Source organism: Rahnella sikkimica, assembly GCF_002951615.1.
GTDB classification, from domain to species: Bacteria; Pseudomonadota; Gammaproteobacteria; order Enterobacterales; family Enterobacteriaceae; genus Rahnella; species Rahnella sikkimica.
This window is the reverse complement of the sequence record NZ_CP019063.1, coordinates 139,654-156,816: the sequence shown is the minus strand read 5'-3', so window position 1 is coordinate 156,816 and position 17,163 is coordinate 139,654. Positions and strand designations below refer to the sequence as shown.

At 50.3% G+C, this 17,163-nt stretch carries 15 protein-coding genes; 5 read left to right on the top strand and 10 right to left on the bottom strand.

Annotation, left to right across the window (positions count from 1 at the left end):
* Nucleotides 1–505 precede the first annotated feature (505 nt).
* The 6 genes from BV494_RS22100 to cscK form a co-directional block, all read right to left on the bottom strand.
* Nucleotides 506–1,894: an EAL domain-containing protein gene (locus tag BV494_RS22100; protein WP_104924962.1), complete on the bottom strand. Its 1,389-nt coding sequence runs from the start codon at nucleotides 1,892–1,894 to the stop codon at nucleotides 506–508.
* A 188-nt stretch (nucleotides 1,895–2,082) separates the two neighbouring features.
* On the bottom strand, nucleotides 2,083–2,733 hold the full coding sequence (locus BV494_RS22095; protein WP_104924961.1) for a helix-turn-helix domain-containing protein: 651 nt from the start codon (nucleotides 2,731–2,733) through the stop codon (nucleotides 2,083–2,085).
* 380 nt (nucleotides 2,734–3,113) lie between these two features.
* The gene (locus BV494_RS22090) at nucleotides 3,114–3,794 is read right to left on the bottom strand and encodes a type 1 glutamine amidotransferase domain-containing protein (RefSeq protein ID WP_104924960.1); all 681 of its coding nucleotides are present in this window, start codon (nucleotides 3,792–3,794) and stop codon (nucleotides 3,114–3,116) included.
* A gap of 99 nt (nucleotides 3,795–3,893) precedes the next feature.
* Complete coding sequence (locus tag BV494_RS22085) at nucleotides 3,894–4,499, bottom strand: TetR/AcrR family transcriptional regulator (protein ID WP_104924959.1); 606 nt, start codon at nucleotides 4,497–4,499, stop codon at nucleotides 3,894–3,896.
* A gap of 139 nt (nucleotides 4,500–4,638) precedes the next feature.
* Nucleotides 4,639–6,180: a peptide MFS transporter gene (locus tag BV494_RS22080; RefSeq protein WP_104924958.1), complete on the bottom strand. Its 1,542-nt coding sequence runs from the start codon at nucleotides 6,178–6,180 to the stop codon at nucleotides 4,639–4,641.
* A gap of 389 nt (nucleotides 6,181–6,569) precedes the next feature.
* The gene (cscK, locus tag BV494_RS22075; RefSeq protein ID WP_104925269.1) at nucleotides 6,570–7,514 is read right to left on the bottom strand and encodes a fructokinase; all 945 of its coding nucleotides are present in this window, start codon (nucleotides 7,512–7,514) and stop codon (nucleotides 6,570–6,572) included.
* Nucleotides 7,515–7,768: 254 nt separating this feature from the next.
* Here cscK and BV494_RS22070 point away from each other — a divergent pair, with 254 nt between their 5' ends.
* From BV494_RS22070 to BV494_RS22050, 5 genes are all read left to right on the top strand, one after another.
* The gene (locus BV494_RS22070) at nucleotides 7,769–9,349 is read left to right on the top strand and encodes a carbohydrate porin (protein WP_104924957.1); all 1,581 of its coding nucleotides are present in this window, start codon (nucleotides 7,769–7,771) and stop codon (nucleotides 9,347–9,349) included.
* Nucleotides 9,350–9,424: 75 nt separating this feature from the next.
* On the top strand, nucleotides 9,425–10,795 hold the full coding sequence (locus BV494_RS22065) for a sucrose-specific PTS transporter subunit IIBC (protein ID WP_104924956.1): 1,371 nt from the start codon (nucleotides 9,425–9,427) through the stop codon (nucleotides 10,793–10,795).
* Nucleotides 10,795–12,204 carry a sucrose-6-phosphate hydrolase gene (locus BV494_RS22060; protein ID WP_104925268.1) on the top strand — a complete coding sequence of 470 codons (1,410 nt, stop codon included), beginning with the start codon at nucleotides 10,795–10,797 and terminating at the stop codon, nucleotides 12,202–12,204. The genes BV494_RS22065 and BV494_RS22060 overlap by 1 nt, the downstream gene beginning before the upstream one ends.
* 30 nt (nucleotides 12,205–12,234) lie before the next feature.
* Complete coding sequence (locus tag BV494_RS22055) at nucleotides 12,235–13,263, top strand: LacI family DNA-binding transcriptional regulator (protein WP_104924955.1); 1,029 nt, start codon at nucleotides 12,235–12,237, stop codon at nucleotides 13,261–13,263.
* A gap of 213 nt (nucleotides 13,264–13,476) precedes the next feature.
* The gene (locus BV494_RS22050) at nucleotides 13,477–14,532 is read left to right on the top strand and encodes an alpha/beta hydrolase family protein (protein WP_192938205.1); all 1,056 of its coding nucleotides are present in this window, start codon (nucleotides 13,477–13,479) and stop codon (nucleotides 14,530–14,532) included.
* Here BV494_RS22050 and BV494_RS22045 read toward each other — a convergent pair.
* The 4 genes from BV494_RS22045 to BV494_RS22030 form a co-directional block, all read right to left on the bottom strand.
* A complete protein-coding gene (locus BV494_RS22045; protein ID WP_104924954.1) occupies nucleotides 14,474–15,514 on the bottom strand; it encodes a helix-turn-helix domain-containing protein in 1,041 nt (346 codons plus the stop codon). The genes BV494_RS22050 and BV494_RS22045 overlap by 59 nt on opposite strands.
* Before the next feature lie 221 nt (nucleotides 15,515–15,735).
* Nucleotides 15,736–16,446 carry an ArsR/SmtB family transcription factor gene (locus tag BV494_RS22040; protein WP_104924953.1) on the bottom strand — a complete coding sequence of 237 codons (711 nt, stop codon included), beginning with the start codon at nucleotides 16,444–16,446 and terminating at the stop codon, nucleotides 15,736–15,738.
* Nucleotides 16,443–16,835: an amino acid-binding protein gene (locus BV494_RS22035; RefSeq protein ID WP_104924952.1), complete on the bottom strand. Its 393-nt coding sequence runs from the start codon at nucleotides 16,833–16,835 to the stop codon at nucleotides 16,443–16,445. Before BV494_RS22035 ends, BV494_RS22040 begins: the two co-directional genes overlap by 4 nt.
* On the bottom strand, nucleotides 16,828–17,151 hold the full coding sequence (locus tag BV494_RS22030; RefSeq protein WP_104924951.1) for an antibiotic biosynthesis monooxygenase family protein: 324 nt from the start codon (nucleotides 17,149–17,151) through the stop codon (nucleotides 16,828–16,830). The genes BV494_RS22035 and BV494_RS22030 overlap by 8 nt, the downstream gene beginning before the upstream one ends.
* Nucleotides 17,152–17,163 lie beyond the last annotated feature (12 nt).

Sequence of the window (17,163 nt, the reverse complement as noted above, 5' to 3'; positions counted from 1 at the left end):
AGAAAATTGGCAAATAACACCTTTAAATGGTAATAAAAAAGTGTTTTATTCTGGTTTTTAGGTGGCGGGTTATTGATCTCACTATGTTCAATTAAGGTGGGACAGGTATTCAGTGAAATATTTTGCAATTTTTATACATAATAAATTATAACTTTAGTTACACGAGGTTTTTGGCTAGGATTATTCTTATTTTAATTAAATGCATGACAGGTTGGTCGATTTTGGTATACAGAGTCATGTTTCTAGAAATGCTATTAATTGGTTTTCATTAGAAAATTTTTATAAAATATTACTTTATATTTTTTAAATTACTGTCAGACGCAGACAGTAATCCGGCCTGATAAGTGATGTGTTGGAAATATTCTCTCGTGAAGGAACGTTACCGGACAGGCGTAATCATCAGGCGTGATGGTGGTAGCGTAATTTTTGACGTAACTATAAGGAGGGAATAACAAACTGACTGGGGCTGAAAGAAAGGTATGCAGGGGCGTTTACCCCTGAATTCTTAATGCTGGATAACGATCTTTGTACTCTCCATCGGCTTTCCGTATAACCAGCCCTGACCAATTATTGTCGAACACGAATTCAGCAAAAAGTCAGCCTGATGCTGTTCTTCTATTCCTTCAACGATAACCGCTGCACGGGTTTGATCCAGCATCTCTAACATCATTTTTAACATGCTAAAACTGACAGATTGCGTGCCAATAGAATCAGTGAATATTTTATCAACTTTAATAAAGTCGAAGGATAACTTGCTCAGATAATCAAGATTGGAATAGCCGGTTCCAAAATCATCCAATGCGATCCTGTATCCGTACTCCCTTAACCGGACAAGCGCATTTTTGAGAATCTCGTGATCTGCCGTAGAACGTTCGGTGATTTCCAGAACGACCTGCTCCCGGCCAATGCCCCCTTTATCGACTTCTTCTTCGAGAAGAATTTTGAATTCGGGATCAATCACATCTGATGTCGTGACGTTGATACTCACGAATAAAGATTCATTCTCTCTCAGGACCGGTGCCATTTCCCTCAGGGTTCTGGCAACAACAGAACGTGTCAGGTTCTTGATCTGGTTTGTTGATTCAGCAAGCTTGATGAAAACTTCAGGCGAAACGAAATCACCATTATTTTGTTTCCAGCGGGCTAAGGCTTCGTAACCCACCACTTTGCCCGTTGATATTTCGACGAAAGGCTGAAAATTGACCTTTATATCATCACGTCTGATGGCAATTTTAAGCTTGTTCTGTAATGACCGGTTGTTGTTTATAAATTGCGAAACCGAAAAAGAGAATACGCCACCGGCGATGAGACTCATGAGGATAACGAATGAAATGGCAGTCTCAGACAGGGATAAGATCCCTATTTTTGTATTCCTTGCCATCACGCATATATCATATTTATTGCTGCACTCTGAAAACCTGGCCTGATGCAACCATTTGATACCAGTAACGGCAGTCACATCCTTCACAAGCCCATCAGTTTCGCCAAAGGCCCTGAATATATGATCCCGCCGGTGGTTTGACAGTACCGCACCAAATCCGTCATAGGGCACATAAATATCGCGAAATGCCGCGGGTGTGGGAAAGATTAAGACGTTTTCTGATTCCATCATGTCAGCGCTAATACGGGGATCAACAATCCCACTAAATAACGTCCAGATGCGCTGCCCGTAGCGTGTAACAGAATCCGGCGCGGACATGGCTACCGGCTCAGGAAGACGACCGCGCATTGCCGTACATTTCAGTGCGTGATCCTGGGTGTAACCGATATCGGAGACAAAAACAGACGTAAACGCAAGGTAGCGGATTTCATCCAGAAATCCGTTACTGCAGGATTCGGGCTTTATATTGTTGACATTAGTGACGATATTTTGCGATTCATCAGCAACTTCCACCCCCTGGACAGGATATGACGCGCATAGGAAGTCAGATCGTCGCGGTCATAGGCTGACACGACCAGATGCACGCTGATTAACAGAATGGCAGCCACCAGAATTGTACTGATCCAGAAAACATAAGGTGGGCTGAAAGGTTTGACTGTCTTCATTTTATACCTGAATGGACGCTACTGAAGGTCGCGCTGTTAGAGTGAGACCGGAGGGTAGTCGCCGAACTTACTGCCTGCCAGCACCATTAACTGGCTGAATGCGACATTGTTACTCACTTTCAGTTTGTCCATTATGTCGTGTTTAATACGACTAATTCTTCGGTAACTTCTTGCCGTTTCTTTGGCTATATGGGCAATGCTCATCTGCTGGCTGAACATGATCAACACTTCCCATTCGAAGTCGCTCAATATCATAAAATTGTAATTTGCTTTTCTGTCCTCGTAAAATAATATGCTGACCATACTTTCGGCATTCAGTATTTGTGATGCCGATGCGCGGCAACCTTCCAGACCTATTTGTTTCATATAGATTGCGTCCGCATTGCTCTGAATAAGCAACGCAGGGATCTCAATTTCAGTGTGGATGATAATATCAATGTCGCTGAATTGAGCTTTAAGCTTCCTTAAAAAATCCAGACCTTCTATGATCGATGTTCTGGCATCGTAGACTTCGCTGAAAACCACATCTACTTTTCTTAATTCCAGTACAGATCTCAGTGACGTGAAATTAGAGATTACGCCTTCAATAATAATATCCCCCTCTTCTCTTAAAATCTGCGACATAACATCGCTGACCATCGACAGGGGTTCCATGATTGCTACTTTTTCTCTTCTCTTCCAGGCCATTTGTATTCCTTACATTGATAAACTCCTCGTTTTATTTTATCAACTCAATTCGATTTTTTTGATTTGGTAATAGATTTTAAGATTAGGTTAATACTGGCAAAAAAACCACTCAAAGAGAGGGAATGTTTTAAGTAATGTTAGTTTATCGATTCAATTCAGAATGAATAACTGCACAAATATTTACAAAACAACATTACAACAAAGCCTTATCAAGTTAATAACTAGGAATTATCTCGTTTAAACTCAATGAGCAGTGACTGGCATGATTATTAAAATGTTTTCAAAAGGCTCGATTGAGCATCAATAGTGGCGGTCTGACAGCAGTGCAGGTCAGGAAAACAGGTGACAGGAGCGCCCTGTCACCTTCACATCATTTTCGGTTATGCCGTCAGTTGTTTAATCAGCGCTTCAGCCGTCGCCGCAGAAGACGTCGGGTTTTGCCCGGTGATCAGCAGGCCGTCGGTAACGACGTATGAACTCCAGTCCGCGCCTTTGGAATAGAGACCGCCCTTGGCAATCAGCTCATCTTCCACCAGGAAAGGCACCACGTCGGTCAGGCCTACCGCTTCTTCTTCCGTATTGGTAAAGCCAGTGACTTTTTTACCTTCCACCAGCGGTTTCCCTTCCGGTGTTTTCACGTGACGCAGCACGCCGGGCGCATGGCAGACCAGCGCAACCTGTTTGCTGGCTGCCAGAAATGCCTCGATCAGTGCGATGGAGTTTTTATCTTCTGCCAGATCCCACAGCGGACCGTGGCCGCCCGGATAGAAAACAGCGTCGTAATCGGCTGGTGAAACGCTGTCGAGGCGAACCGTGGCAGCGAGTTGTGCCATCGCTTCAGCATCCGCTTCGAAGCGATGAGTCTGCCCGGTCTGGAAATCAGGCTCGTTGCTTTTTGGGTCTAACGGCGGATTGCCGCCTTTCGGTGATGTCAGCGTGATTTCAGCACCGGCATCCTTAAACGCGTAATAAGGCGCAGCCAGCTCTTCAAGCCAGAAACCTGTTGTACGTCCGGTATCGCCCAGCTTGTCGTGTGAGGTTAAAACCATCAGAATTTTCATCGTAAATCTCCGGTATGTTGCGTAATAACGACCGAGTAGACCAGTCGTCTAGTTATTGTGTAAATAAAAAAACGGTTAACCGTTTGTGATACACCCCCGTCAGGGGGCGGTATGAATAATGTGCTGCGTCATGCTCATGGCCGAATCAAACGGGCCGGTATGACGGACAATCTTGACCATAATGCTGGCACCGACCCAGAGCTGATAAAGGCTCTCGGCCACGCGAGCGGGTTCATCGTCAACGGTCAGCGACCCTTCTGCGACGCCAGATTCTAACGCCTGCGTCAGCCGCGATATAATTCCTGACGTCCCTGCCTGCAAGGTTAAACGCATGCTGTCGGAAAGATCGGCAACTTCAGCGCCAAGTTTCACGGCAAGGCATTTGCCCTGGCAGTCGAAGAATGACTGCGATTCCTGCCATTGCTGCCAGTAATTCATCAGGCGCTGCGACATATTCAGGCCCAGCTGGCTCAGTGTGCTGTCGATCTGAGCCAGATAATCATCAAAGTAGCGCTCAAGCATTGCCACGCCAAAAGCTTCTTTCGAACCGAAATAATGGTAGAAAGACCCTTTAGGCACGCCAGCGTCCTTGAGGATTTCATTCAGTCCGACAGCCGAAAACCCTTTCCCGGCCATAATGCGCTGGCCAGTCTCGAGAATGTGCTCACGGACATCATTGTTATGTTGCTGAGTTGCAGTCGTCATGGCGGTAAGTTATCAGGGATTAGACCAGTCGTCTAGAGGGTGGTTTAAAGAACTTCACTTCCGATGCAAAAAAAGAGGCCGATCATCAGACCGGCCTCCTTCATTTTTGCGCTGTACTGAAAACAGCGTTATGGCTTTATCACGCGTTGGTAGCAGGTTTAGTCTGTGAATTTTCCAGCATTTTACGCACCGGAATGATCAGGACAAACAGCACCGCAGCACAGATCAGCAGCGAAATAGAACAACGCGCGAAGAGATCAGGCAGCACGTCCAGCTGATCGGCTTTCACGTGGCCGCCAATCAGACCCGCCGCCAGATTACCCAGCGCACTGGCGCAGAACCACAGCCCCATCATCTGGCCGCGCATTCTTTCCGGTGCCAGCAGCGTCATGGTCGCCAGCCCAATCGGGCTCAGGCACAGCTCGCCGAGCGTCAGCATCAGAATACTGCCGACCAGCCACAGCGGCGATACCCCTGCTCCGCCGTTGCTCAGCACATTCTGTGCCGCCATCATCATGATCCCAAAACCTGCCGCGGCGCATAAAATGCCGATGATGAATTTAGTGATGCTGCTCGGACGCACATTATTCTGTGCCAGCTTCGGCCATGCCCAGCTAAATACCGGTGCGAGCAAAATGATAAACAGCGCATTGACGGACTGGAACCACACGGCAGGGATTTCAAAATCGCCGATCATACGGTTGGTATAGTCGTTCGCAAACAGGTTGAAAGACGTGGGTTTCTGCTCAAACGCGGACCAGAAGAACGCCGCTGAAACCAGCAGAATGAAGCATACCAGCAGTCTGGCGCGCTCTTTGCGATTCAGACCGGCGAACACGAACAGATAGATGAAATAGAGCACAACCGAGGCCGCAATGACGTACACCAGCATGCTGGCAAGTGCGACAGGATTAATGACGATAACGCCCTGTGCGATCAGCGTAACGATAACCGCCATACCGGCCGCCAGCACCAGCAATCCGACGCCAACGCCTTTCTTCTTCGCCACCGGGCTGTTCCAGGTGGAATCCAGACCCACTTCGCTGTCATAGCGTTTCATGGCCGGAACGGCGTAAACGCGGAAGATAATCAGTGCCACCAGCATCCCGATACCGCCGATACCGAAGCCCCAGTGCCAGCCGTGGCTTTTAATCAGCCAGCCGGAAATCAGCGGCGCGATAAATGAGCCCATATTAATGCCCATATAAAACAGTGAGAAACCGCCGTCGCGGCGCGTATCGCCTTTTTTATACAGCGTTCCCACCATGACGGAGATGCACGTCTTAAACAGGCCGGAGCCGAGGACGATAAACATCAGGCCGATAAAGAACAGGTTGTCGCCAAACCACGCGGATAAGGCAATCGCCAGATGGCCGAGCGCAATCAGTATCGAACCGTACCAGACCGCTTTTTGTTGCCCGAGCCAGTTATCTGCCAGCCAGCCGCCCGGTAACGCGGCGAGATACATACAGCCTGCAAAGATACCGACGATAGCCGATGCGTTTTCACGCGCCATGCCCATGCCGCCATCGTAAACCGTTGCTGCCATGAACAGGATCAGTAAGGGGCGGATCCCGTAAAATGAAAAACGTTCCCACATTTCTGTGAAGAACAGTGAGCCCAGCGGGTACGGATGGCCGAAGAAGGTCCGGCTCTCGTTTTTGTTAATAGAGGATTGCATAAATTCTCCAGAGAAAGTCTTAAGTCGTGCTTGTGAATACTGAAATGTCCGGCGACATCTGGACGGCCGCTCTTCAACATTCAGCTATTATTATCGGGTTACTGGAGACTAGTTATGTCTAGCGCCAACCGGGGGACTTTAAGATGAAAAGTCGACAGTTGTCTACTTTTACAGATTTAAAGTCGGCATTAAGAATGGGGGTATGGGCGGAAATTTGGCGAGGAAATCTGACGTATTAAGAAAATAACCCTATGATTTATAGAATAATCCTATTGCGATGGCTGCCTGGGATTTTAAGGAAAATATAGAAAAGACGCCGTCACCGCGCGTCTCTTCTGAAGGACAAGTTTTCGTGATTTGCACCAGAAATCGACGTGACCGATTCCCTTCTACGAACAGGCCACCGTGTAAAATTCTTCTAATTTTGCACGATCCGGCAACGCCGTCATGGCGCCCCTGGCTGTCGTTGCCAGCGCGCCGCAAGCCAGTGCCTGACGGACCGTTTGATTCCAGGCGTTTTCTGAATTCAGCGGCCAGTGCTCCGCCAGCCCGGCCAGCAATCCGGCGACAAACGCATCGCCCGCGCCGGTGGTATCCAGTGCTTTCACTTCCGGAGCCGGATATTGCATCAACGACGCATCTTTTTTCCGGTAAACCGACACACCATTTTTGCCCTGCGTGACCAGCAGAAGTTCAGGATCATGACGTTCGCAAAGACGCAGAATCCCCTCGGACAGCAACACTTCCCCGGTCAGGTATTCCAGCTCGTCTTCCGACACTTTGATGATATCGGCCAGAGACAGCGCCTGAGTCAGGCAGTCACGCAACTGATTTTCATCCGGCCATAAATCGTGGCGAATATTCGGATCAAAACACACCACTCCGCCTGCGGCTTTCATCTGCGCCATCGCCAGAATGGCAGAAGAGCGGCTGGGCTCTGCGGATAAAGCAATGGAGCACAGATGCAAAAATTGCCCGGCTTGGAAGGCCGGAATATCGGTGGATTGCAGGAATAAATCTGCGCCCGGACGCACCATAAACGTAAAGGAACGTTCCCCGTCGGCGTCGTTTTCGACCACTACCGTCGACGTGCGATGACGGGCATCCGGCAGCATATGTTCCGTGTCTACGCCTTCATCGCTTAACGTTTTCATCAGGAACTTTCCAAACGGATCATCCCCTACCCGCCCGATAAACGCGCTTTCGCCGCCGAGACGGCTGATCCCCACGGCAACGTTCGCCGGTGCGCCTCCGGGGCATTTCAATAATCGGCCATCGTCTTCCGGGATCAGATCGACAACAGCATCACCCAACACCCAAATTCGGTTTTTCATTTTCATTCCCTGTATTCAATTCCTGTCTGGCCACATGGTCATGTAAAATAGAAGAACCGGTTTAGCTAATCAAGTACAAATGAATTGTCAGAGTTTAGTCATATTTTGCAAACAGGATCACAAATACAAGACATGGCGGTAAATCATCATTGATTAAAGGCGGTGTGGATGATTATTGTGCTCAGGAAAACCAGTTTAGCAATTTAGCAAAAATGGTTTTCCCATAATAATTAAACTTACCTTGAGGGATAAAAATGATGATGAAACCTCGCTATCTTGCTGTTGCTATTGGATTAATTCTGTCGAGCGCCGCCCAGGGAGCGGACACGTCGGCCAGTGCCATTGAGGCCCGGCTGAATGCTCTTGAGAAAAGATTGCAACTCGCCGAGAACCGCGCCGCCAAAGCAGAAGTCCGCGCCACGGAAGCAGAAAAACAGGTGAAAACGCTGGAAACACGGACCGCCAGCAATGAACAGCAAACGCTTCAGGTCGCCAGGAATGCTGAAATTAATCAGAAAAAAACGGCTGAAGTGGCGGAGCGGACGGAATCGTTAGCCAGCATTAATAATAAAACCAGCAGTGCGCCTCAGGGCTTCAAATTCTCAGGTTATGCGCGTTCCGGCGTGATCATGAATGATTCCGGCACATCGACAGAAAGCGGGCCTTACGTCACGCCAGCCGGGCAAACCGGTGGCGCGGTCGGACGTCTGGGTAATGAAAACAACACCTACGTCGAATTAAATCTCGAACATAACCAGACCATGGCCAGCGGCGCGACGTCCCGCTACAAAGTGATGCTGGCGGACGGACAACACAGCTACAACGACTGGACCGGCGCAACCAGCGATCTGAATATTCGTCAGGCGTTTGTGGAATTAGGTTCTTTGCCGACGTTCACCGGGCCGTGGAAAGACTCGACGCTGTGGGCCGGTAAGCGTTTTGACCGCGATAATTTCGACATTCACTTCCTCGACTCCGACATCATCTTCCTTGCGGGAACCGGTGGCGGGATCTACGACGTCAAATGGGGAGACAATCTCAAAAGTAACTTCTCACTTTACGGGCGCAACTTTGACGATCTCGAAAATAAGAATAAAGATGACACGCGGATTGAGAACTACATTGTTACGGCCAACAACTACGCCGGGCCTTTCCAGTGGATGCTCAGCGGCCTGCGCGCTAAAAACAATCAGGATCGTGAGAATACCGGATCTCAGGGCACGACCAACGCGGCGGATACTGGCTTCCATACCATGCTGGCCTATCACGGGGACAGTTTCTATGGCCTGCGTGACGGGACATCCACAACGGCACTGCTCTATGGTCACGGTCTGGGCGCAGAAGTTAAAGCGCTGGGTTCGGACGGTCATCTGACCGACGACGCCAATACCCTGCGTCTGGCGACCTACGGTATCACCCCGTTAAGTAAAAACTGGAGCATTGCGCCTGCCGTTCTGGCACAGCAGAGCAAAGACCGCTATATCTCCGGCGACGATTATAAATGGGTGACGTTCAACACCCGCCTGATTCAGAAGATCACTGAAAACTTTGAACTGGCGTATGAAGGCAGTTATCAGTACATGGATCTCGACCCGCAGGGTTACAACGATTACAACAAAGTGAAAGGCGGATTCTACAAACTGACCTTTGCGCCAACCTTCAAAGTGGGTGATATCAGCGACATGCTGAGCCGCCCGGAAATTCGCTTCTTCGCCAGTTATATGGACTGGAGCAAAGATCTCGACCGTTATTCTTCCAGCGATTCGTTCGGTACGGATGGATTTACGGCAGGCGGACAGTGGAACTTCGGTATCCAGATGGAAACCTGGTTCTAAAAAACAGGGTATGACCCCATATGACGCGCCCGGATAAACCGGGCGATGTCGATAATAAAAACAGTAAGGGACAAGATGAATATCAATGCAATTGCGACGGAGTTGCTGCCATTACTCGGCGGCAAAGACAATATTGCCAGCGCGGCGCACTGCGCAACACGCCTGCGTCTGGTGCTGGCGGACGACAGCCTGATCAACAAAAGCGCCATCGAGAAAGTCGAAGGCGTCAAAGGCTGTTTCAGCAATGCGGGCCAGATACAGATTATTTTTGGTACCGGTCTGGTGAATAAAGTTTATGCCGAGTTCATTAAAGTGGCGGGCATCAGCGAATCCAGCAAATCCGAAGCGGCCAACATTGCGGCGCAAAAACTGAATCCGTTCCAGCGCATTGCCCGCGTACTATCAAACATCTTCGTGCCGATTATCCCGGCGATTGTGGCTTCCGGTCTCCTGATGGGGCTGCTCGGCATGGTGAAAACCTACGGCTGGGCCAACCCGGAGAGCGCGATTTTTATCATGCTCGACATGTTCAGCTCGGCGGCATTTATCATTCTGCCGATCCTGATTGGTTTCACGGCGGCGCGTGAATTTGGCGGTAATCCGTTCCTGGGTGCAACATTGGGCGGCATTCTGACCCACCCTGCGCTGACCAACGCCTGGGGCGTCGCCGGTGGTTTCCATACCATGAATTTCTTTGGTATCGAGATTGCGATGATCGGTTATCAGGGTACGGTATTCCCGGTTCTTTTGGCCGTCTGGTTCATGAGTTTCCTTGAAAAACGTCTGCGCAAAGTCATCCCTGATGCGCTGGATTTGATCCTGACGCCTTTCCTGACGGTCATTATTTCCGGGTTCATTGCTTTCCTGATTATCGGCCCCGCCGGTCGTGCGCTGGGCGACGGCATCTCCTTTGTGCTCAGCACGCTGATCACCCACGCCGGTTGGGTCGCGGGGCTGGTGTTTGGCGGGTTGTATTCCGTCATTGTGATCACCGGTATTCACCACAGCTTCCATGCGATTGAAGCCGGTTTGCTGGGTAATCCGAATATTGGCGTTAACTTCCTGCTGCCGATCTGGTCGATGGCTAACGTGGCGCAAGGCGGTGCCTGTCTGGCGGTCTATTTCAAAACGAAGGATGCCAAAATCAAAGCCATCGCGGTGCCTTCGGCCTTCTCTGCCATGCTGGGCATTACCGAAGCGGCGATTTTCGGTATCAACCTGCGCTTCATGAAACCGTTCCTCGCCGCGCTGGCGGGTGGCGCACTGGGCGGTGCCTGGGTTGTGGCGATGCACGTTAACATGACCGCCGTCGGCCTGACCGGTATTCCGGGCCTGGCGATCGTGCAAGCCAGTTCGATCCTCAGCTACCTGATTGGCCTGGTAATTGCTTTTGGCAGCGCATTCCTGTTGTCTTTGCTGCTGAAATACAAAACGGAGAGTGAATGATGACGGAAACGAGTTTGCTGAAACAGGCTCTGCGCAGTGTGGTTTCCGGGCAGGTGAAAGCGGCGGCGGATCCTTACCGCCCCGGCTGGCACCTTGCACCGCCGGTCGGATTGCTCAACGACCCGAATGGATTCATCCTGCATAAAGGCCGTTATCATGTGTTCTACCAGTGGAATCCGCTGGCCTGTGCGCATGGCGCGAAATTCTGGGGGCACTGGAGTTCGGCGGATTTACTGAGCTGGCGAAATGAGCCGCTGGCGCTCGTACCGTCGGAGGCTTACGAATCGCACGGCTGTTATTCCGGTTCTGCGGTCACCGATCACGGTCATTTAACGCTGATTTACACCGGTAATGTGAAATACGCCGATGGCAGCCGCACGGCGTTCCAGTGTCTGGCGCGTGAAAACGCCAACGGCGAATTCGATAAAACCGGCCCGGTGCTGGATCTACCGGAAGGTTATACCGGTCACGTCCGCGATCCGAAAGTCTGGCGAAAGGGGTATCACTGGTACATGGTGCTCGGCGCGCAGGATCTCAGCCTTCAGGGCAAAGTGCTCTTGTTCCGCTCCGCCGATCTGCTGAACTGGGATTTTCTGGGTGAAATTGCCGGGTCGAATCTCAACGGATTGGGCGAATTCGGCTACATGTGGGAATGCCCGGATATGTTCAGGCTGGCCGATCACGACGTCCTGATTTGCTGTCCGCAAGGTCTGCCCGCAGAAAACGATCGCTATCTGAACACCTTTCAGTCGGGCTATTTTGTCGGGCATCTGGATGCAGAAAAGGCGAAGTTCCCGCACGGGGATTTCACAGAACTGGATCTGGGCTTTGAGTTTTACGCACCACAAACGACGCAAACCGACGAGGGCCGCCGGTTGCTTATCGGCTGGATGGGGATCCCGGACGGTGATGAATTTTATCAGCCCACGGTGGAAAACGGCTGGCTGCATACCCTGACCTGCCCGCGAGAACTGACGCTGGAAGCCGGTAAAATCATCCAGCGCCCTGCCCGTGAACTGCAACAACTTCGCGGCGACGTGCAGGAATGGCAGGGACTGGCGGACGATGCGCCGGTGTGGGATGTCACCAAAGCGGAAGTGGAAATTGAAACCGGGCAGGCGTTCAGCGCCGATTTCGGGGGCGATCTGCTTCTCCGCTGGGACGGTGAATGTCTGCATCTGACGCGTAAAAACCGGCGCACCGGATTACCGGAAGAACGCGTCTGGCGTGGCCTGTTACGCAAACTGACGGTGCTGTGTGACAGCTCGAGTCTCGAGATTTTCATCAACGACGGCGAAGCGGTGATGACTTCACGCTATTTCCCTGTATTACCGGCATTATTAAACTTCACCGGTCATCATCCGATTACGCTGCGCCACTGGCTGTTAGCCGATTGCGTGTTAGAATAAAAACCTTTCCGGACAACAGAATATGGCGCAGTGAAAAAGACCAAACGCATCACTATCAGTGGCATAGCAGAGCTGGCTGGCGTGTCAAAATCGACTGCCAGTCAGGTTCTCAACGGGCACAGCAAAAAGTTTCGCATCTCCGATACCACCCGTGACCGCGTGCTTGCCGTCGCGGCTGAACAGCATTATCAGCCGAGTATCCACGCACGTTCACTCAACGTATCGCGCAGCTTTACGCTGGGGCTGGTTGTGCCGGAAATGACCAACTACGGTTTTGCCGCCTGTTCCAATGAACTCGAAACCCTCTGCCGCGAGAACGGTATGCAGCTGCTGATTGCCTGCACGGATGAGAACACCAGTCAGGAAACCATGGTGGTGAATAACCTTATTCAGCGCCAGGTAGACGGGTTGATTGTGGCGTCGAGTATGCTCAGCGATGCGGAATACGTGAAAATCAGCCAGCAGTTACCGGTGATTCTGTTTGACCGTTATTTACAGGAAACGCAATTGCCGCTGGTGGTGTGTGAAGCCATCGAGTCTTCCGCCGAGCTGGTCGCGCGGGTGGCGAAAAAGCACCCGGATGAATTTTATTTTCTCGGCGGTCAGCCCCGCATTTCCCCCACGCGCGACCGTCTTGCCGGTTATCAGCTCGGTCTTGAACGCGCGGGCGTCAGCCCGGATCCTGAGTGGATTATGTACGGTAATTATCATCCCAGCTCAGGTTATGAAATGTTTGCCAATCTCTGTGCCCGGCTGGGACGTCCGCCCAAAGCGCTGTTCGTCGCGTCCTGCGGGCTGATGGAAGGGGTATTGCGCTACATGAGCCAGCACAAACTGCTGGAGAGCGATATCCACTTATGCAGTTTTGATGACCATTATCTTTATGATTCGCTCACGGTGAAAATTGATACCGTCGCACAGGATTGCAAGGAACTGGCCATCCATTGTTTTGACCTGATCATCAGTCTGATCAATGAACAGCCGACTGAGCAGATTCAAAGCTATTTAGCCCCCAAATTACACTGGCGGCATCCTGATTCGTTGGAAGTCATCAGCTGAGTACAGAGCGCGCATGAGTAGCGTTATCGGGTGAGTGCACGCTCTTATGTGTCGTAATAATTACCGTGGACTCACTTAAATACACTTTCCGTTTCCACATTATAGCTTTTGCTGAAAATAACAAAAAATTAAGACCTTGATCGTGTTCAAGGACGACCGCAGGCCGCGTTTCATCTATTAATGTCGCTCATCCATCACTGTTGAGGTTCATTAATGATGTTCAAAACAAGGTTCCTTCCATTATTCGTTTTACTTTTTTGTATACAGGTTTACGCGCATCCTGGCTTTCGTCAGATAACGTTTTCTGACCAAGAGGGCGCAGTAATAAATGTGGCAGTCTGGTACCCGACATCTTCTCAGGGGATAACTGAAGATGTTGGAGAAAACCCCGCTTTCACCGGCGTTACCGTTATCCGCGATGCATTGCCAACTCCCGGACTACACCCTCTTTTAGTGCTTTCTCATGGTTACAACGGAAACTGGCGGAATCTCTCCTGGATTGCAGTTGCAATGGCGGCACAGGGATATATTGTGGCTGCTCCCGACCACCCCGGAACCACCACATTCAATCAGAACCCTGCACAGGCAAAGAAGCTGTGGAGGCGACCGCAGGATATCTCACAGGTTATAGACCTGATGACTAAATCCCCACGGCTGTTCGGAGAAACAGATAAAGGCCGGATTGCCGCTTTGGGGCATTCCCTTGGCGGGTGGACAGTTATGGAACTGGCGGGCGCGCGTTTTGATGCCGCCAGATTTGCGAAAGACTGCCTGCAACAACCCCTGCGAGGCGACTGCAACGTGATGCAAAAACTCAGTATTGATGAGGTTCCCTCACAGGAAAAACTCTCTGCCAGTTATGAGGATCAGCGGATCCGCGCTGTCGTCTCTCTTGACCTTGGTTTCGCCCCCGGATTTACCCCACAGAGCATGCATGGTATCAACATTCCGGTCCTGATTTTGGCGGCTCAGATGGATAGCCTGGCTAACCTGTCAGCCAGTCAGGAATCAGGCTATCTTGCTAACGAAATAGGCTCCCGTTGGGGGAAATATGAAATTATTGAAGGGGCTACGCACTTCAGTTTCATGCAGTTATGTAAAGCTGGAGCAGAAGCGCTGATTAATGAGGGATCACCGGGAGATGGTATCGTCTGTCAGGATGGCAACGGAATAAATCGCTACAACATTCACCAGAAGCTGGTTGCAAAGATCAGTGCGTTTTTAAACTCGTCACTTGATTTTCACTCGCCTGCTGACGAAACAAAGTAGGTGAAATGCCGCATATCCGCTGAAACTCCCTGTTAAAGTTGGATTTAGTGGAGAATCCAGACTCCAGCATTACGTCAGTAACGGGCAGCACGGTGCATAACAGCAGCTCTTGCGCCCGTTCAATCCTGAAGTGGTTTATCCACTGTGACACATTGCACTGACGTACTGCATTTACCACACTGGAAAGTTGACGCGCAGGTATGCCCATTTTTCTGGCCAGCAGGCTGAGCGTGAGATCTGAATTAAGGTAGAGCTGCGTTTCACGCACTTTTTTTTCCAGCATGAAGTAAATCTCTGCCTGGCCACTTTCAGGTATTTCAGCACGTGTAGTTGGTTTTTCCTTCCGGCTATCAGCGCTGGATAAGACGACTTTGCTTCCAGCACTGACAATAGTGGCTCCAATAAAAGGAAGCATCGTAACCTGAAAAAAAACGACAATAACGGGAGCCAGCTTTCCGCCGTTAGTGGCGAAATCCAAAGCAACAACAAGGTCTGTCAGAGCAGATATGCAAAGAAAGCAGCCAGCTAACAGAGCCATTTTCCGGGTATGTGATAACGCGTTGAGACGGACCAAAGTGAAATTATTTTCTCCACTGCATGCAGTTTGAAACAGCATATATCCGTATCCGAAAAACAGCAGAAATAACACAAAATCCGTCGCAGATGGCCAGAATATTCTTATAACTAATGCGATGGTTGCCGGTACGAACAACGTCACTAAATGACGTCGTTTGTTGCTTTCGTTCGGTGATGTGAAGCTTTGCCATGCAACAGGCGGCAACAGCATTGCAAGCCCTGACTGGATGTTCCGCAATAGAGCTGAATCGTATTCCCAGCGTAAAGTACTTATGGAAAGCATAAATATGCATGCGACAAAAAAACATAGCGTGCCACGGTGTGGCGTTTTGTCAGAAAACAGGGTCATTACAAGTAATAAAAACAGAGCGAGTAATGTGATGACAGGAAAGGGAACAGAAAGCATGGCGGCTTTACCAGAGCAAAAGGTTAACGAGAATAATTACATACATTGCAATGTATTGTCCTTCCTGAAAACAAAAGATTTGTTTTCAGTGAACTGCAAATAAGCCTGGTCAGAACTTCTCTTTGAGTATCGTTCATTTGATTAAAACAGAAAAAGCCAGCTCTGCAAGAGGCTCCGGTCAGGCAACAGGTTGACTGTTTTTAGCCATTTAGAATTTTCCATCAGCGCAAATCAATCTGAAAAATGCGTAAAAGCGCCCTTTTGCCGTCTTCGGTGAACGTGACTTCACGGTAACCCGGCGTTCTGACCAGCCAGCCTTTTCGCTCAAAAGCGGCCAGTAACGCGGCACCGGAATCCCCTCCGAGATGAAAACGACGCTCACTCCAGTCAAGGCACGCACAGCTGCTTTTACGCCGGGTGTGCGGATTCAGAATCGCGCCAAAATTATCAAAGTGAAGCTTTCCAGCGGCCGTCAGCGCATTACCCTCAGGTTCCAGCCAGCCTTCATTTAACATGAACTCGTACATCCCGACTGCAATTTTCCCCGCCAGATGGTCGTAACAGGTTCGGGCAACCCGCAAATGCACCGGCGTTTTGGGCACAGGGGATTTCACCGATTTCATTGAAATCCCCATCAGCGTTTCCAGAAGATGAGCAACATCGCTGCCTGCCAGCCGGTAATAACGATGCCTTCCCTGAGAAAGACAGGTGATTAATCCGCTGTTGAGGAGCCTGGACAGATGCGCACTGGCGGTAGACGCCGCAATATTTGCCACCGAACTCAGCTCTGTGGCGGTCCACGCCCTGCCATCCATCAGCGCGCAAAGTATGCTGACCCGCGATGGGTCAGCAATGGCCGATGCAACCGCGGATAACGACAGCTCAAGCTGTAATGCGTCATCCTCTGTTTTACGTAAATCGGGCAAATTCATTCAGCCGGTATGTCCCATTCTGATGTCACCTGTGCGGCCAATGTATTGTTATCGGTAAGCAAAATCAGCCGGTTATCATGGTCACTGTACTGCACCAATATGTTAATGCCGTTCTGCGCAATGACAGCGGCAATGGCACCCAGTTCTCCGGGGCGTTCCTGTTTCAGCTTTCTGATCACCGGCTTTGTAATCTGCCGGACGTTAAGCCCTGCTGCCGTCAGCACCGTGCGCGCACGCTCGCCGTCTTCAACCAGAAAGTGTGCATGACTTTCATCGCCTGCCGTAAACACGCCGCCGCCTTCCAGCCCTACGCCATTTTTGCCGAGCGCAGAACCGAGGCGCGCCAGTTCACCGGGCGCATTGCTGAGAATAACGTGAATATCATACATGCGAATAACGTCCTTTTTCAGAGGAATAGTCCCTGAGAACCTGCACAACGCGGATCCGGTAAAACGAGAAAATGGTTTTCTGCCCTTCCGATTGTGCTGCCTGATGTTTCAGATTCTTTTTCCACGCCAGCACCGATTCTTCGTTTTCCCACCATGACAGCGACAAAATCTTTCCCGGTGTGTTCAGGCTCTGAAAACGTTCAATAGAAATAAAACCCTCGACGTCGTCCAGTAAAGGTTTCAACTCTGCGGCTAACTGAAAGTAGCGATCCTTTTGTTCAGGAATGGTGTCAGCTTCAAAAAGTACAGCGATCATAAAATGCTCCGG

Excerpts from the sequence above, each read along its gene's own strand:
- BV494_RS22095 (WP_104924961.1), bottom strand. The coding sequence starts at position 2,733 with ATGGCCTGGAAGAGAAGAGAAAAAGTAGCAATCATGGAACCCCTGTCG.
- BV494_RS22090 (WP_104924960.1), bottom strand. The coding sequence starts at position 3,794 with ATGAAAATTCTGATGGTTTTAACCTCACACGACAAGCTGGGCGATACC.
- BV494_RS22085 (WP_104924959.1), bottom strand. The coding sequence starts at position 4,499 with ATGACGACTGCAACTCAGCAACATAACAATGATGTCCGTGAGCACATT.
- BV494_RS22080 (WP_104924958.1), bottom strand. The coding sequence starts at position 6,180 with ATGCAATCCTCTATTAACAAAAACGAGAGCCGGACCTTCTTCGGCCAT.
- cscK (WP_104925269.1), bottom strand. The coding sequence starts at position 7,514 with ATGAAAAACCGAATTTGGGTGTTGGGTGATGCTGTTGTCGATCTGATC.
- BV494_RS22070 (WP_104924957.1), top strand. The coding sequence starts at position 7,769 with ATGATGATGAAACCTCGCTATCTTGCTGTTGCTATTGGATTAATTCTG.
- BV494_RS22065 (WP_104924956.1), top strand. The coding sequence starts at position 9,425 with ATGAATATCAATGCAATTGCGACGGAGTTGCTGCCATTACTCGGCGGC.
- BV494_RS22060 (WP_104925268.1), top strand. The coding sequence starts at position 10,795 with ATGACGGAAACGAGTTTGCTGAAACAGGCTCTGCGCAGTGTGGTTTCC.
- BV494_RS22050 (WP_192938205.1), top strand. The coding sequence starts at position 13,477 with ATGATGTTCAAAACAAGGTTCCTTCCATTATTCGTTTTACTTTTTTGT.
- BV494_RS22045 (WP_104924954.1), bottom strand. The coding sequence starts at position 15,514 with ATGCTTTCTGTTCCCTTTCCTGTCATCACATTACTCGCTCTGTTTTTA.
- BV494_RS22040 (WP_104924953.1), bottom strand. The coding sequence starts at position 16,446 with ATGAATTTGCCCGATTTACGTAAAACAGAGGATGACGCATTACAGCTT.
- BV494_RS22035 (WP_104924952.1), bottom strand. The coding sequence starts at position 16,835 with ATGTATGATATTCACGTTATTCTCAGCAATGCGCCCGGTGAACTGGCG.
- BV494_RS22030 (WP_104924951.1), bottom strand. The coding sequence starts at position 17,151 with ATGATCGCTGTACTTTTTGAAGCTGACACCATTCCTGAACAAAAGGAT.